This is a genomic window from Erwinia sp. SLM-02 (assembly GCF_037450285.1).
Classification (GTDB): domain Bacteria; phylum Pseudomonadota; class Gammaproteobacteria; order Enterobacterales; family Enterobacteriaceae; genus Erwinia.
Genome location: NZ_JAQISN010000001.1, coordinates 2455273 through 2470933 on the forward strand (window position 1 = coordinate 2455273; position 15661 = coordinate 2470933).

Genomic DNA, 15661 nt, shown 5'->3' on the forward strand with positions numbered 1-15661 from the left:
AGCTCCTATTAAGAGTGATTCAGTACCAGCGAAAGCTGATGGGCGAATGCCATTGGGTTAGCGAGGTGCGTGTTATGCCCGGCATCGCGGATCACCAGCGGGTTCATTCCCGATCGCTGCGCCAGCTGTAAGAATTTGAGGTCCCATTCGCCACACAGGTAATGGACAGGGATCGTTTTTTGCCGCAGTTCCGCCAGCAGATCGGGCTGAACGGAAAGGGAGGTGGCTTCCAGCATGGCCGCCAGGCCTTCCGCGCGATTATTCAGACGACGGGCAATCACTTCCTGCCGCTGCGGGTTAGTCAGCTCGGCAAATACCGGTTGTTGATACCACTGGCTGAGGACCAGCGGCAGAGGCTGCTGACGGAAACGCTGCGCCCAGCCAAAATCGTGCTCGCGGCGCGTTTCACGCTCGCTTTGACGGCTCAGCCCAAAATGCCCGGCTTCGGCAAGCAGACCACACAGGCGGCCATCATCGTGGCGACAGGCATGATAAAAGGCCAGCCGCGCACCGAGCGAGTAGCCGACCAGCCAGTAGCGTTCGACTTCATGGTAGTTCAGCGTCGCGGTCAGGCGCTGCGACAGCTCATCAAAACCGCTAACGGTTTGCGCCTGAGAACCGCCGTGGCCCGGCAGATCGACGCTGAGCATCGGCCAGTGGCGGAAGTAGTGCTGCACCGACAGCCAGTCATCCGCGCTGCCGAGGAAACCATGCAGCCAGACCAGCACCGGCCTGATGCTGTGATGATGTCCCTGCCAGCGCGCATGAAGAATCACAGCGTTATCACCTCTCGGAACAGGCTCGCCAGCGTCTGCGCACCGGCATCCCCCTCGCAGACCGCTTCAATCAGCGTGACGCCGCGGGAGAATCCTTCATCGACCGCGGCCGCCAGCGCCGGCCAGTTGTCAGCACGCCGGTACTGCAGGCCAAATGCCGCCGCCGCATGGCTGAAATCCACCGCTGGCGGCATGGCGAAGAAACGCTCCCGTTTATCGGGTGGGGTCGGCAGCATGGAGAAGATCTGCCCGCCCTGATTATTCACTACCAGCACCACGACCGGGGCGGAGGAGTGCTGCAGCAGCGCCAGACTGTTTAAATCATAGAGAGCGGAGAGGTCGCCGAGCAGCAGCATTAACGGCTGCCCGAGCCCGCGCTGAACGCCTGCGGCAGAGGCAATTAATCCATCGATGCCGCTGGCACCGCGGTTGCTATAAAGCGGGTATCCCGCAGGCAGTTGGGCCAGCGCATCCACCAGCCGGATAGCCAGGCTGTTGCCGAGAAACAGCACGCCTTTTTCCGCCAGCAGCTCAGGCAGCCGATGTGCCAGCTGCGCCTCCCCGAAGGCGGTCAGGTGCTGCGCCAGGTAACGGCGGGTTTTCTCTGCCAGTAACGCCAGCTGCGGGCACCAGGGCTGGCGCGGCATCGCCGGATGGCGGGTCAGCCACTCCCCCGCACGGGCTTCGACCCGAATGCCCTGATGAAAAGCGGGATCACGCTGTCCGGGTAGCGGATCGATTAACCACCATGTAGCTGACCGGCACTGCTGCTGGAACTGTAAAAGGTTACGCCCGGTCAGGCTGCTGCCGAACTGTATTACCAGCTGCGCATCATTCAGCGCCTTGCGGGCCTGAGGATGCCCGAGCCAGAGCGCGGAATGCGGTAGCGGCTGGCCGCTCTGCGACAGGACATCACCCAGCAGCGGCCAGCCAAGCTGCTCAGCCCACGCGGCAATCTGCTGCCCCTCAGCGGCACTGACTCTGCCAACGATCACAACGCCACGCTGCTGGCGGGCAAAAAACCAGTCCGGCATCAGCGGAACGCCTGGCGCAGCAGGATAGTGAAGCCAGGGGTCCTGGCCGTGCCACCACTCGCCCAGGTCATCAACCCACGAGCGGTAGTCGTCGTTATCTTCGCCGTAAAGCGGCTCGGCAAACGGACAGTTGATGTGCACCGCCCCGCTTTTCTGCCCTGCCAGCAGCGTATCCAGCGCCGACACCAGCCAGCGAGCCGGAATTTCCGGGGTGGGACGAGGGAGGTTAAGGGCAGCGCTGACGTGGCTGGCGAAAATCCCCGGCTGCGCAATGGCCTGATTGGCCCCGCAGCCTGTCAGCTCTGTCGGGCGGTCGGCGGTTACGGCGACCAGCCTCTCACCCCCCTGCCGGGCTTCCACCAGGGCAGGATAGAGGTTGGCAACGGCGGTTCCCGAGGTCACCACGATGGCCACGCGCTGGCCGGTACTTTTTGCCAGCCCCAGCGCTAAAAAGCCGAGGCCGCGTTCGTCAAAATGGGTGTGGCAGACCAGCTTCTCACTGGCAGCGGCCGCCAGCGCCAGCGGGGCCGAGCGCGATCCGGGTGCAATACAGAGATGCCGGATACCGTGACGGGTAAGCGTTTCAACAAGAACGGTCGCCCAGCGGCGATTGAACGTTGCGTGCGACATTGCCACTCCAGATCAACTTGACTGAAATCATTATAGGCAGGCAGTTTGGCGATCTTATTGATTTAAACCCGTATTACGCAGGTTTTAGTCAGAGTTATAGCGGGGGAATGGCGGCGGGAATCATTTGCAAAAAACCGGTGCCCGTGAGAGGGCACCAGGGTGTTCGCCTTAGCGACGAGCCAGCAGCAGCCCGATCACCAGGCCCAGCGTAGCACCAACACCAATGCCCTGCCACGGCTTATCATGCACGTAGTCATCGGCGCGGGATACGGCCTGACGGGCACGATAGTAGTAGGTATCAGATGCATTGCTGATGCGCGATTTCACTTCATGCAGTGAATTCTCCGCTCTGGCTTTGAGTTCTACATATTTCTGGTCAGCCGGATCGCCCGATGACTTCAACACCTCTTCCAGCGTTTTAGTCAGTAAGGCCAGATCGTCATCCAGTCGAGTCTCATGCGGTTCAGTCTGTGTAGCCATTATCATCCTCCGTGGGCGAATTACACATTGCTTGCTGAATAACTATAGACCCTATTTTTTGCCGTGCATGGCAAAAAGGGCCAGCATCCCTCCACAGCCCCCGTGTCGGGCGCGGGGGATTGTTGGTAAAGATGCTGTTTATTGCACCTTCCACGCCTGTCTGCCGTGGAAATCACTGCGGTTTTTGGATTTATCTGATAAATTTTGCGTGAACTGAATTACTCACCAGGCAAGCTGTCGTAACTCCCTGTAGTCGGGCCAAATCCGGCGACGCGAATGCGTGTAGTACGCGCGACAGTCAACACAAGCTCCGTTCAGCAAAGGATATGATTTCTGGCATGAATCGAAGAATGTTTATGAAAGCGTCAATGGCATTCGCCACCTTAAGTGGAATGTCTGGTATCTCCACCCTGTTCTCTCAGGCCGCCTGGGCAGACAGCGAGATTGCCGACGGCACCGCCGTGCGATTTGATTTTGACGTGCTCAAAAAATTAGCCGCCGATCTGGCGAAAAAACCCTACGGTGGCGCGCCGGCACCGCTGCCGGAAACCCTGGCCACCTTAACGCCGCAGGCCTATAACGAAATCCAGTACGACGCCAACCACTCGCTGTGGAACGGCATCGATAACCGTCAGCTTGACGTTCAGTTCTTCCACGTGGGGATGGGATTCAAACGCCGTATCCGCATGTTCTCCGTGGACAGCGGCAGCCGCGAAGCGCGTGAGATCCATTTCCGCCCCGAGCTGTTCAACTACAATAATGCACACGTAGATACCGCCCAGCTGGAAGGCAAAACCGATCTCGGCTTCGCCGGGTTCCGCGCCTTTAAAAAACCCGAGCTGGCACGCCGTGATATCGTCTCGTTCCTGGGGGCCAGCTACTTCCGTGCGGTCGATGAAACCTATCAGTACGGGCTTTCCGCACGCGGCGTGGCGATTGATACCTTCAGCAACGGTAAAGAAGAGTTCCCTGACTTCACCGCCTTCTGGTTTGAAACGCCAAAAGCCGATGACACCACCTTCACCGTCTACACCCTGCTGGATGGTGCAAGCTGCACCGGCGCATTTAAGTTCGTCATCCACTGCGAGGAAAAGCGCGTGGTGATGGAGGTGGAAAACCACATCTATGCGCGTAAGGATATCTGGCAGTTGGGTATTGCACCGATGACCACCATGTTCAGCTGTGGCAACAACGAGCGCCGCATGTGCGACACCATCCATCCGCAGATCCACGACTCCGATCGTCTGGCCATGTGGACCGGCACCGGTGAGTGGATCTGCCGCCCGCTGAACAACCCGCAGCGCCTGACCTTCAACGCCTACCAGGATGAAAACCCGCGCGGCTTCGGTATGCTGCAGCTCAATCACGATTTCCAGGACTATCAGGACGTGATCGGCTGGTACAACAAGCGCCCGAGCCTGTGGGTGGAACCGGTCGGTAAATGGGGCAAAGGGGCGGTGAATCTGATGGAGATCCCGACCACCGGCGAGACGCTGGATAATATCGTCTGCTTCTGGCAGCCGGCCGATCCGATCAAGGCCGGCAGCGAGCACAGCTTCCAGTACAAGCTTTACTGGAGCGGCCTGCCGCCGGTCCGTAGCGGCCTGGCGAGAGTGAATGCGACCCGTACCGGTATGGGCGGTTTCCCTGAAGGCTGGGCGCCGGGCGAGCACTATCCGGACGTCTGGTCGCGTCGTTTTGCCGTGGACTTTGTCGGTGGCGATCTGAAAGCCGCCGCGCCGAAGGGCATTGAACCGGTGATCGAAGTCACCTCCGGCACGATCAAGCAGGTCGAGATCCTCTTCGTAGAACCGATCAACGGCTATCGTATTTTGTTTGACTGGTATCCGAACAGCGACTCTACCGCGCCGGTGAATATGCGTATGTTCCTGCGTACCAAAGATGACACGCTGAGTGAAACCTGGCTGTATCAGTACTTCCCGCCGCCGCCGGATAAGCGTAAATACGTTGATGACCGGATTATGACCGCCGGCTAACATCGCTATCGCTTCCCAGCAAGCCGGGGAATGCTACAAGGCGGCCTTTCATGGGCCGCCTTTTTATGAAATCCGTGGTAAATTTTCTCTGGGAACGCTTCTTCCTGCGCGGCTAAAGTTCATCGCTAATCCTGGGCTCAAGCCAGCCCACAGATCCCTGCTTATTCTGCTGAACCTGATTAACCTGCCCGTAGCATATCGACATGCGGAATATCATCTTCAAGATATTCATCGCTGACCGCCACAAAACCCAGACGTGCATAAAATCGCTGCAGATGTGCCTGCGCTGACAGAAAAAGCGCCCGCTGCGGCCAGTGGCGTTCGCTGCTGTCGATCGCCTGCTCCATTAACCGGCTGCCCAGGTTCAGGCCTCGCGCCTCCCCGGAAATGATTACCCGCCCGATCTTTACCGGCTGGTCGGCCTCCTGCGGCACCAGAATGCGTGCGTAGGCCACCAGGCGATCGTCAAGAAGCCCGAGAAGATGGCGATTGTCCCCGGTCAGATCGCTGCCGTCGATATCCAGATACGGGCACTGCTGTTCAACAATAAAGACCGCGTTACGCAGCGCCAGCAGCTGGTAAAGCTGGCCGGTAGTGAGTTCACTGTGGTGTAAATCATGCCAGTTCAGATCCATATAATTCCTCTGAGCAAAAAAAATCGGGCCACAAGGGCCCGATTATTACCTGGATCGCCGTAAGTTACATTAACGGCTGTGCCAGATTGACCAGCGAAATCAGCGGCTGAGGATAGATACCCAGCAGCAGCACCAGAATCGCAGAGATCAGCACCACGATACCGCCAGCGGTAAACGCCCAGTTAGACGGCGCATCGCGCATCGCCATTTCCGGCGGGGTCAGATACAGACTAACGGTAACGCGCAGGTAGTAGTACAGGCCGATGGCACTACCGAGCACCACCGCACCGGTCAGCCACCACAGGTCGGCGCTCACGCCCACTGCCAGCACGTAGAATTTACCGATAAAGCCCAGCGTCATCGGAATACCCGCCAGCGACAGCATCACCACCGTCATCACCGCAGACAGCACCGGACGATGCCAGAACAGTCCACGGTATGAGTAAAGTGAATCCGCATCCGGGCCGCTGTAAGGGCTGGACATCATGCTGACTACGCCGAAAGCGCCCAGGCTGCTGAACAGATAACCGGCCAGATACACTCCAACTACTTCCAGCGACAGCTGATGGGTCTGAATGGCGACCAGCGCCACCAGCAAATAACCCATATGTGCAATCGAGGAGTAGCCCAGCATACGCTTGATGTTGCTCTGCGAAATCGCCATCAGGTTACCGAACAGCATCGAGGCCACGGCAATAATGCCCAGGACCGTGCGCACGCCCTCGCTGTCGGTCATCGGCGCATACATAAACAAACGCATCAGCACGGCGAAGATAGCGATTTTACTGGCGGTAGCAAGGAACGTGGTTACCGGCGCAGGTGCGCCCTGGTAAACGTCCGGCGTCCACAGGTGGAACGGGACCAGCGACAGCTTGAAGCCAAAGCCCACGATCATCAGGCCAAGACCGGCCAGCAGCAGAGGCTGGTGGATCAAACCGTCAGTCAGGCTCTTGCCCAGTGCCACAAAACCAAGGTTACCGGAATCTGCATACACCAGCGCCATACCGAACAGCAGGAATGACGAGGCTGCTGCAGAGAGGATGGTGTACTTGATAGCGGCTTCCAGTGAGCGCTTCTGCTGGAAGGCGTAGCCTACCAGGCCAAACAGCGGCAGGGAGATCAGCTCAATACCAATAAACAGCGACGCCAGGTGATTGGCACTGGCCAGCACGATGCCACCCAGTGCCGCGATCAGCACCAGCAGATAGAACTCTTCGCGGTTATCCGGGTAGGTAGCCAGCCACGGATAGGCAAAGGTGCAGGTCGCGAGGCTGGCCAGGATCACCAGACCGGTATAGAGAATGGAATAGCCATCCACGCGCAGCAGCGGAGTGACGTCCATTGGCCCTGCCTGGCCGACGAAGTAAAGAGAAAACAGCGCCAGGTTCAGGCCAATTACCGCCAGTGTTGCATTGACGAAATGGTTGCGTCGCCACGCAATGGACAGCATCACAACTACCACCGTCAATCCGACGATCAGCAGCGGCAGAAGTGCGATCAGTTGTTGAGGAGTTATTGTCATGGCGAATTACGGCCTTGTAGTTGAAATTGAAGCGGTAAACCACTGCTGGATGTTACTCATCGCAGCGTGGGAGGTATCCAGAATCGGCTGCGGATAAACGCCCAGCAGCACCAGCAGGACAACCAGCACCATGATCATCAGGAACTCACGCGCTGACATGCCGCGCAGTGGCGTATCTGACTTCGGCGCGCCGTAGTAAGCACGCTGCATCATGATCAGTGAGTAAACCGACGCAAACACCAGTCCAAATGTGGCAATCAGAATGATCGTTGGCACGCTCTGGAAGCTGCCGGTCAGGATCATAAATTCACCGACGAAGTTACCGGTACCCGGCATACCCAGGTTCGCCACCGCAAAGAACAGCGACAGGCCCGGCAGCCATTTGATCCGCGACCACAGGCCGCCCATCTGGCGCATATCTCGCGTATGCAGACGCTCATAAAGCTGACCACACAGAATAAACAGCGCCGCTGCAGACAGGCCGTGTGCAATCATCTGGATCACCGCGCCCTGGTAAGCCAGCTGGCTGCCGGTGTAGATGGCAATCAGGACAAAGCCCATATGCGAGATCGAGGTGTAAGCAATCAGACGTTTGATATCGTACTGAGAGAACGCCATCCATGCGCCATAGAAGATACCGATAATCCCCAGCCACATGGCAATTGGCGCAAACTCTGCGGACGCATTCGGGAACAGCGGCAGGGCAAAGCGCAGCAGACCGTAGGCCGCGGTTTTCAGCAGAATACCCGCCAGGTCAACGGAACCCGCAGTCGGTGCCTGACTGTGCGCGTCCGGCAGCCAGCCGTGCAGCGGTACCACCGGCATTTTTACCGCGAAGGCGATAAAGAAGCCAAGCATCAGGACATATTCAACCGTATGCGACATTGGCGTTTTCAGCAGATCTTCGTAGTTGAAGGTCCACACGCCGGTGGCGTTGTAGTGAACAAATACCAGCGCCAGAATGGCGATCAGCATGATCAGACCGCTTGCCTGGGTATAAATGAAGAACTTGGTTGCTGCGGTGATACGCGTCTTCCCGTCGGAGGCTTTATGGCCCCAGAGCGCGATCAGGAAGTACATCGGCACCAGCATCATTTCCCAGAAGAAGAAGAACAGGAACAGGTCTACGGCAAGGAACACGCCGATAACGCCACCCAGGATCCACAGCAGATTCAGGTGGAAGAAGCCCTGCCACTTCTCGATTTCATTCCATGAACAGAGAATGGCCATCAGACCGAGCAGACCGGTCAGCACCACCATCAGCAGCGACAGACCGTCCAGCGCCAGGTGGAAGTTGATACCAAAGCGCGGTATCCACGGCACGTTAAATTCAGATTGCCACTGCGGCAGCCCGGAAGCCTGGGTCAGTGAGTAACCACCCTGCAGCCACAGCTGCAGTGACAGCACCAGCGTCAGCCCCATCGCGATCAATGCAATCCAGCGCGGCACTTTGGGACCAAAGCGTTCGAGCTGCCAGCACAACAGACCACCGACGAAGGGGAGGAGTATAAGCCAAGGTAATAACATGGCGGTTTGTTCCCTTTATTTCGAATTTTTCTACTGGGGTGAAGCCCGGCTTCACCCCAACTCACTAACCTTTACAGCACCATCAGCAGATACAGGACCACAACGGCACCGATGCTCGTCGCGGCCAGATACCAGCGCAGATAACCGTTTTCGCTGATGATCAGGCCTTTGTTGCCCACTCGCGCCAGGATGGCCGGTAAATTCATCACTGAATCCAGCGGATCGCGCTGCAGCAACCGGGCAATGGCGAGATAAGGCTTAACGAAGACTTTGTCATACAGCCAGTCGAAGCCCCAGGCGGCAAACCACCAGGTCGAGAAGAAACGGCCCGGTGCGCTGTTGGCAACCGCAGTTACCAGCGTGCGTTTGCCCAGCCACAGTGCGGCGGCCAGCAGAATACCGACAATCGCCACCACGCCGGAGACAATTTCCAGCATCATCACGCTGCCGTGGGCCAGCTCGGTGGTCTCCGGCAGTACGCCTTTCAGCGGCGGTACGATCATCGCACCAATAAAGGTTGAGAGAACTAACAGCACAATCAGCGGCAGATGGTGAGTAATCCCTTTCCCTGCGTGAGCATGAATCTTCTCTTTACCGTGGAAGGTAATAAAGATCATACGGAAGGTGTAGAGAGACGTCATAAAGGCGCCCGCCAGACCCGCCACCATCAGATTGATATGGCCGTTCGCCAGCGCACCCGCCAGGATTTCATCCTTACTGAAGAAGCCTGCGGTGATCAGCGGCAGCGCCGACAGCGCCGCGCCGCCCACCAGGAAGCAGACGTACACCAGAGGAATGCTCTTACGCAGGCCACCCATTTTGAAGATGTTCTGCTCGTGGTGGCAGGCAAGGATCACCGAACCGGACGAGAGGAACAGCAGCGCTTTGAAGAACGCGTGGGTCATCAGGTGGAAAATAGCTGCATCCCACGCCTGAACGCCCAGCGCCAGGAACATATAGCCAATCTGACTCATCGTTGAATAAGCCAGCACGCGTTTGATGTCGGTCTGCACCAGCGCGGCGAAGCCCGCCAGAACCAGCGTAATCGCCCCGATAATGCCCACCAGATGCAGCACTTCAGGCGTCAGCAGGAACAGGCCGTGGGTACGCGCAATCAGGTAAACACCGGCGGTCACCATCGTCGCGGCGTGGATCAGTGCGGATACCGGGGTTGGACCCGCCATCGCATCGGCCAGCCAGGTCTGCAACGGCAGCTGCGCGGATTTACCGACCGCACCGCCCAACAGCATCAGCGTGGCCCACTGCAGCATATGGTTATCAGCCGCAAAGTGCGCCGGAGCCAGCTCTACCATTTCGCGGAAGTTCAGCGTGCCCAGCTCGTTGTAGAGAATAAACAACGCGAAGGCCAGGAACACGTCACCGACGCGGGTAATGATAAACGCCTTCATCGCCGCCGCGCCGTTTTTCGACTCGGTATAGTAGAAGCCGATCAGCAGGTAGGAGCACAGGCCCACGCCTTCCCAACCCAGATACATCAGCATCAGGTTATCGGCGAGTACCAGAACGACCATGCTGGCGATAAACAGGTTGGTATAGGCGAAGAAGCGCGAATACCCCTCTTCCCCACGCATGTACCAGGAGGCAAACATGTGGATGAAGAAGCCCACGCCGGTGACCACCGACAGCATGGTCAGCGACAGGCCGTCCAGCGTCAGGTTCACGTCGATTTTAAAGTTGCCAACGTGCATCCAGGTCCACAGCGCCTGGTTAAACACCTGCTGTCCATTGTTGAAAAAGTCGATCCCGGCATAAGCCGTGACCAGCGCCGCCAGTCCGACGGAACCCATTCCCACGGTAGCCGACAGGTTTTCCGACCAGCGGCCACGAGAGAACGCCAGCAGAAGGAAGCCGATCAGCGGAAACAGGATTGTTAAATAGAGAAGGTTCATCCGCGCATCTCGCTCACTTTGTCAATGTTGAGGTTCTGGCTGCGGCGATGTAACTGCAGCAGCAGCGCCAGGCCGATACTGGCCTCGGCAGCCGCCAGGCTGATCGCCAGGATAAACATCACCTGACCGTCGGCCTGTCCCCAATAGCTTCCCGCAACCACAAACGCCAGTGCCGCAGCGTTAATCATGATTTCGAGGCCGATCAACATAAACAGCATATTGCGGCGGATGGTTACGGCGGTCAGCCCAAGAACAAACAGCACGGCCGCCAGAATCAGTCCATGTTGCAGAGGGATCATACTCTCTCCTCCTTCTTACTTTTTAACGCGTCGTCCGCGCGGTTGCTCAGCAGTTCACCTGCACGCTGTTCGCGACCGATATGGAACGCCACGACCAGACCGGCCAGCAGCAGCATAGAGGCCAGCTCAACCGCCAGTACGTAAGGCCCGAACAGGCTGATACCGACCTGCTTGGCATCGATCATCGTGCCGTCAATGCCCTGGTCGTTAACGGTACGGATGGCGTAAACCAGCACCACCAGCAGCACCAGCGACAGCAGGCCCGGCCCCACCCATGCACCCGGCTTCAGCCATTCACGCTCCTGCTGCACTTCCGCACCGCCGAGGTTCAACATCATGACGACGAAGACAAACAGCACCATGATCGCGCCGGCGTAAACGATGATCTCTAACGCACCGGCAAAATAGGCCCCGAGCGAGAAAAACACACCGGACACCGCCAGCAAAGAGACAATCAGGTACAGCAACGCATGTACCGGGTTGGTGTGGGTGATAACGCGCAACGTCGCCAGCACCGCTACCAGTCCGCAAAGATAAAACGCAAATTCCATGCCTGGCTCCTTAAGGTAACAAGCCCTTGACGTCGATAGGTTTAGCTTCGTTTTCAGCAAAGCCCTTGTCTTTACCATCAATCGCCATACCCGCCATCCGGTAGAAGTTATATTCCGGATATTTACCCGGACCGGAGATCAGCAGGTCGTCTTTTTCATACACCAGATCCTGACGCTTAAACTCGCCCAGTTCGAAGTCCGGGGTAAGCTGAATCGCAGTGGTCGGGCAAGCCTCTTCACACAGGCCACAGAAAATGCAGCGCGAGAAGTTAATACGGAAGAATTCCGGATACCAGCGGCCATCCTGCATCTCTGCCTTCTGCAGCGAGATACAGCCAACCGGGCAGGCAACCGCACACAGGTTACAGGCTACGCAGCGCTCCTGCCCGTCCGGGTCACGCGTCAGCACGATGCGCCCACGGAAGCGCGGCGGCAGATAAACCGGCTCTTCCGGGTACATCATGGTTTCGCGCTTGGCGAAGGCGTTCAGACCAATCAGCCAGATACTGCGTACTGTCGTACCGAAACCAACGGCAATGTCTTTTAATGTCATGTTCTTAACCCCTTACTGCGCCGTGTACAGAATCACTGCGGCTGTCGCCAGCAGGTTCAACAGCGTCAACGGCAGACAAACTTTCCAGCCGAACGACATCATCTGGTCATAGCGCGGACGCGGTAACGCAGCACGGATCAAAATGAACATCATCATGAAGAAGGCCGTTTTGATGGCAAACCAGAAGATTGGCGGCAGCCACGGACCGTTCCATCCACCGAAGAACAGCGTCACGATCAGCGAAGACACGGTAACGATACCGATGTACTCACCAACGAAGAACAGGCCGAATTTCATACCGGCGTATTCAATGTGATAGCCGTCCGACAGTTCCTGCTCCGCTTCCGGCTGGTCAAACGGATGACGGTGACACACCGCTACGCCGCCGATGCAGAAGGTCAGGAAGCCGAAGAACTGCGGAATGACGTTCCACATATGTTCCTGGCTGTTGACGATATCCAGCATGTTGAACGAGCCCGCCTGCGCCACCACGCCCATCAGCGACAGGCCGAGGAACACTTCGTAGCTCAGGGTCTGGGCCGAGGCGCGCATGGCACCCAGCAGCGAGTATTTGTTGTTACTCGACCAGCCCGCGAACAGCACGGCATAAACCGCCAGACCCGCCATCATCAGGAAGAACAGCAGACCGATGTTCAGGTCCGCGCCCATCCAGGTGGAGGTGACCGGTACGATCGCCATCGCCAGCAGCAGCGAGGTAAAGGCAATCATTGGCGCAAGGGTGAAGATCACCCGGTCGGTAAACGGTGGGATCCAGTCCTCTTTGAAGAACATTTTGATCATATCCGCCACCAGCTGCAGCGATCCGCCCCAGCCAACGCGGTTAGGACCATAGCGGTTCTGGAACAGACCGAGAATTCGGCGTTCGCCGAAGCTCATCAGCGCGCCGCAGGCCACCACGACCATCAGGATGACCAGCGCTTTGCCGACGGCGATCAGAATGTCGATAACTTCCGGTGTCAACCAACTCATTGTGCCGCCTCCTGCAGATTGTCGATTTCAGCGCCCGACAGGAACGGAGGGATACCCGGTAAGCCCAGAGGCAGACCGACCTGCCCCGCCTGCAGCGTGCTTGAGAAGCGCACCGGCAGGCGCAGGGTTTCACCCTGGCAGTTGAACTGAACGGCGCTGTTAGCGTTAACGCCCAGTTTTGCCGCATCGTCCGGGTTAACCATCACATAAACGTCCGGCATCCGCTTTTGCATTACCGGCGAACGCTGGGTCATTTCTTCGCTACCAAACAGATGGAAGTAAGGCGCAACACGCCAGCGGTTATCGCTGCCCACAAAGGCGGCCGGGATATTTTCGAACCATCCCAGCTGTGACGGACCGGCTTCAAACAGACGCACGCCCGGATCGCCATTACGCAGATGACCGCCCACTTCGGCCTGGAATTTGTTCCACGCCTGCGGTGAGTTCCAGCCCGGAGCCCAGGCAAATGGGATCTGTGAACGCGCTGCGCCCGGCTGGTTGTTCCCTTCCATTGAGAAGGCAAACATCGTGTCTTTATCCTGCGGCTGACGCGGTTCATGCACGCTGATGTTGGCACGCATCGCGGTACGACCACTGGAGCGGATCGGTGAACGCGACAGTTTCTGGCCGCGAATACGGAAGCTGGCATCCGGGGCCGCATATTTGATCGCCGCCAGCTGCGGTAGCGCAACGATGCAGGAGTCAATCACGTGATCCAGCTGCGTCCAGTCCGGTTCGCGGCTGTTGATAGTGCTTTGCAGCGCGTGCAGCCAGCGCCAGCTTTCCAGCATCTCAACTTTGTTGTCGTAATACGCCGGGTCATAAACCTGGAAGAAGCGCTGTGCGCGGCCTTCCTGGTTAATTACCGTTCCGTCACTTTCTGCAAAGCTGGCGGTGGAAAGAATTAAACCGGCTTTCTCCGTGGTGGCGGTACGCTGGTGATCGATAACGATCACGTTTGGCGTATTTTTCAGTGCCGCATCCACCCGTGCTTTCGGCAGCTGACGATAAAGATCGTTTTCCAGAACGATGACCGCATCCGCCGAACCACTTTCCAGCTCCTGGAGCGCAGCATCCAGCGTGTTACCGCCGATCATGCCGAGGCCAATGCTGTTGCTGGCGGTCGCCAGCAGGGTGATACCGACATCCTGCCCACGGCTTTTCAGCGCTTTAGCGACGTTGGCGGCAGCCTGAATCACCGCTTCGCTGCCGGAGTTGGTGCCGGAAACGATTAATGGCTTCTTCGCGCCGGCCAGCGCCTGCACGATGACGTCGATTTTACCGTTCAGGGATTTATCCAGGTCGCTGACCGCCGGTGCGCTGGCGTCAAGCTCATGGGCAATCGCGAAGCCCAGACGGGCCTGGTCTTCTACCGGTGCGCGGTAGCTCCACGCGGCGATATCATCCAGACGAGTCTGGTCGACGTTGGTAACAAACAGCGGGTGTTTGGCGTTCTGGCCGATATTCAGGATCGCCGCAATCTGCCAGTCAGCCACTTTCTGTGCCGCTGCCATCTCACGGGATTTCCCCTTCACCGCCTGACGGACGGCAAGCGCAACGCGGGCACCGGTCTGGGTCAGATCTTCACCCAGCACCAGCACCGCATCATAGCTTTCGATGTCGTGCAGAGACGGGGTATGAATGCCGCCGTCGCGCAGAATTTCCAGCATCAGATCGAGACGCGCCTGCTCCCCTGCCGGGATGCCGGTCGAGAAGTTTTCCGCACCGACCAGTTCGCGCAGCGCGAAGTTGCTTTCCACGCTGGCACGCGGGGAACCGATACCGATGACTTTGTTGGCCTGACGCAGCACGTCGGCCGCACCCTGCATCGCCTGTTCGGCGTTCAGGCTGATCCAGTCATCGCCACGGCGCTGCAGAGGCTGGCGCGGACGATCTTTCAGATTCACATAGCCATAGCCGAAGCGGCCACGGTCGCAGAGGAAGTAGCTGTTCACGGTGCCGTTATAGCGGTTTTCGATACGGCGCAGTTCGCCATAGCGTTCACCCGGGCTGGTGTTACAGCCGATGCTGCACTGCTGGCAGATGCTTGGCGCATACTGCATATCCCACTTACGGTTGTAGCGTTCGGAGTGGGTTTTATCGGTGAATACGCCGGTCGGACAGATTTCAACCAGATTGCCGGAGAATTCACTTTCCAGCACGCCGTCTTCCGGACGACCGAAGTAGACGTTGTCGTGCGCACCGTAAACGCCGAGATCGGTGCCGTCCGCGTAATCTTTGTAGTAGCGAACGCAGCGATAGCAGGCAATACAGCGGTTCATTTCATGGGAGATGAACGGGCCGAGATCCTGATTGCGGTGGGTACGCTTGGTAAAACGGTAGCGGCGGAAACTGTGGCCGGTCATGACCGTCATATCCTGAAGGTGGCAGTTACCGCCCTCTTCACATACCGGGCAATCGTGCGGGTGGTTGGTCATCAGCCACTCCACCACGCTTTCGCGGAACTCTTTTGCTTCGCCGTCATCAATTGAGATGAAGGTACCGTCGGAGGCTGGCGTCATACAGGACATAACCAGACGGCCACGGGTATCTTCGGCATTTTGGAACTGCTTCACCGCACACTGGCGGCAGGCACCGACGCTACCGAGCGCAGGGTGCCAGCAGAAATAAGGAATATCTAAGCCGAGGGACAAACAGGCCTGTAGCAGGTTATTTGCGCCATCAACATCATATTCTTTACCGTCTACATGAATTGTAGCCATAGTGAACATGCTTCCGTAAGGCCCGATAAAAAAC

13 protein-coding genes are annotated in these 15661 nt (G+C 57.9%); 1 reads left to right on the forward strand and 12 read right to left on the reverse strand.

The window, feature by feature from the left end; all coding sequences use genetic code 11:
* Positions 1 to 8 precede the first annotated feature (8 nt).
* From menH to elaB, 3 genes are all read right to left on the reverse strand, one after another.
* Entirely contained in the window at positions 9 to 776 is a 768-nt protein-coding gene (menH, locus tag PGH32_RS11345; RefSeq protein WP_337894076.1) for a 2-succinyl-6-hydroxy-2,4-cyclohexadiene-1-carboxylate synthase, read from the reverse strand.
* Positions 773 to 2440, reverse strand: coding sequence for a 2-succinyl-5-enolpyruvyl-6-hydroxy-3-cyclohexene-1-carboxylic-acid synthase (gene menD / locus PGH32_RS11350; RefSeq protein WP_337894077.1), 1668 nt, complete (start codon positions 2438 to 2440; stop codon positions 773 to 775). Before menD ends, menH begins: the two co-directional genes overlap by 4 nt.
* Positions 2441 to 2608: 168 nt before the next feature.
* The gene (elaB, locus tag PGH32_RS11355) at positions 2609 to 2920 is read right to left on the reverse strand and encodes a stress response protein ElaB (RefSeq protein ID WP_123335182.1); all 312 of its coding nucleotides are present in this window, start codon (positions 2918 to 2920) and stop codon (positions 2609 to 2611) included.
* Between the two features lie 338 nt (positions 2921 to 3258).
* Between elaB and PGH32_RS11360 the strand changes: the two genes are divergently transcribed.
* On the forward strand, positions 3259 to 4917 hold the full coding sequence (locus tag PGH32_RS11360) for a glucan biosynthesis protein D (RefSeq protein WP_314420754.1): 1659 nt from the start codon (positions 3259 to 3261) through the stop codon (positions 4915 to 4917).
* Between the two features lie 179 nt (positions 4918 to 5096).
* Here the strand turns inward: PGH32_RS11360 and PGH32_RS11365 are convergent, their stop codons facing one another.
* The 9 genes from PGH32_RS11365 to nuoG form a co-directional block, all read right to left on the reverse strand.
* Positions 5097 to 5552, reverse strand: a complete 456-nt coding sequence (locus PGH32_RS11365; protein ID WP_314420755.1) for a GNAT family N-acetyltransferase — start codon at positions 5550 to 5552, stop codon at positions 5097 to 5099.
* 64 nt (positions 5553 to 5616) lie between these two features.
* Positions 5617 to 7074: an NADH-quinone oxidoreductase subunit NuoN gene (gene nuoN / locus PGH32_RS11370; RefSeq protein WP_314420757.1), complete on the reverse strand. Its 1458-nt coding sequence runs from the start codon at positions 7072 to 7074 to the stop codon at positions 5617 to 5619.
* A gap of 6 nt (positions 7075 to 7080) precedes the next feature.
* Entirely contained in the window at positions 7081 to 8601 is a 1521-nt protein-coding gene (gene nuoM / locus PGH32_RS11375) for an NADH-quinone oxidoreductase subunit M (protein WP_123335188.1), read from the reverse strand.
* A 71-nt stretch (positions 8602 to 8672) separates the two neighbouring features.
* Positions 8673 to 10511: an NADH-quinone oxidoreductase subunit L gene (gene nuoL / locus PGH32_RS11380; protein WP_314420759.1), complete on the reverse strand. Its 1839-nt coding sequence runs from the start codon at positions 10509 to 10511 to the stop codon at positions 8673 to 8675.
* Positions 10508 to 10810 (reverse strand): NADH-quinone oxidoreductase subunit NuoK, encoded by a 303-nt coding sequence (gene nuoK / locus PGH32_RS11385; protein ID WP_105591279.1) that lies wholly within the window; start codon positions 10808 to 10810, stop codon positions 10508 to 10510. Before nuoK ends, nuoL begins: the two co-directional genes overlap by 4 nt.
* Complete coding sequence (gene nuoJ, locus PGH32_RS11390) at positions 10807 to 11361, reverse strand: NADH-quinone oxidoreductase subunit J (RefSeq protein ID WP_314420762.1); 555 nt, start codon at positions 11359 to 11361, stop codon at positions 10807 to 10809. The genes nuoK and nuoJ overlap by 4 nt, the downstream gene beginning before the upstream one ends.
* 10 nt (positions 11362 to 11371) lie before the next feature.
* Complete coding sequence (gene nuoI, locus PGH32_RS11395) at positions 11372 to 11914, reverse strand: NADH-quinone oxidoreductase subunit NuoI (RefSeq protein WP_105591277.1); 543 nt, start codon at positions 11912 to 11914, stop codon at positions 11372 to 11374.
* Positions 11915 to 11926: 12 nt separating this feature from the next.
* Positions 11927 to 12904, reverse strand: coding sequence for an NADH-quinone oxidoreductase subunit NuoH (gene nuoH, locus PGH32_RS11400; protein ID WP_123335192.1), 978 nt, complete (start codon positions 12902 to 12904; stop codon positions 11927 to 11929).
* Positions 12901 to 15627 (reverse strand): NADH-quinone oxidoreductase subunit NuoG, encoded by a 2727-nt coding sequence (gene nuoG / locus PGH32_RS11405; protein ID WP_337894078.1) that lies wholly within the window; start codon positions 15625 to 15627, stop codon positions 12901 to 12903. Before nuoG ends, nuoH begins: the two co-directional genes overlap by 4 nt.
* Positions 15628 to 15661: the final 34 nt, after the last annotated feature.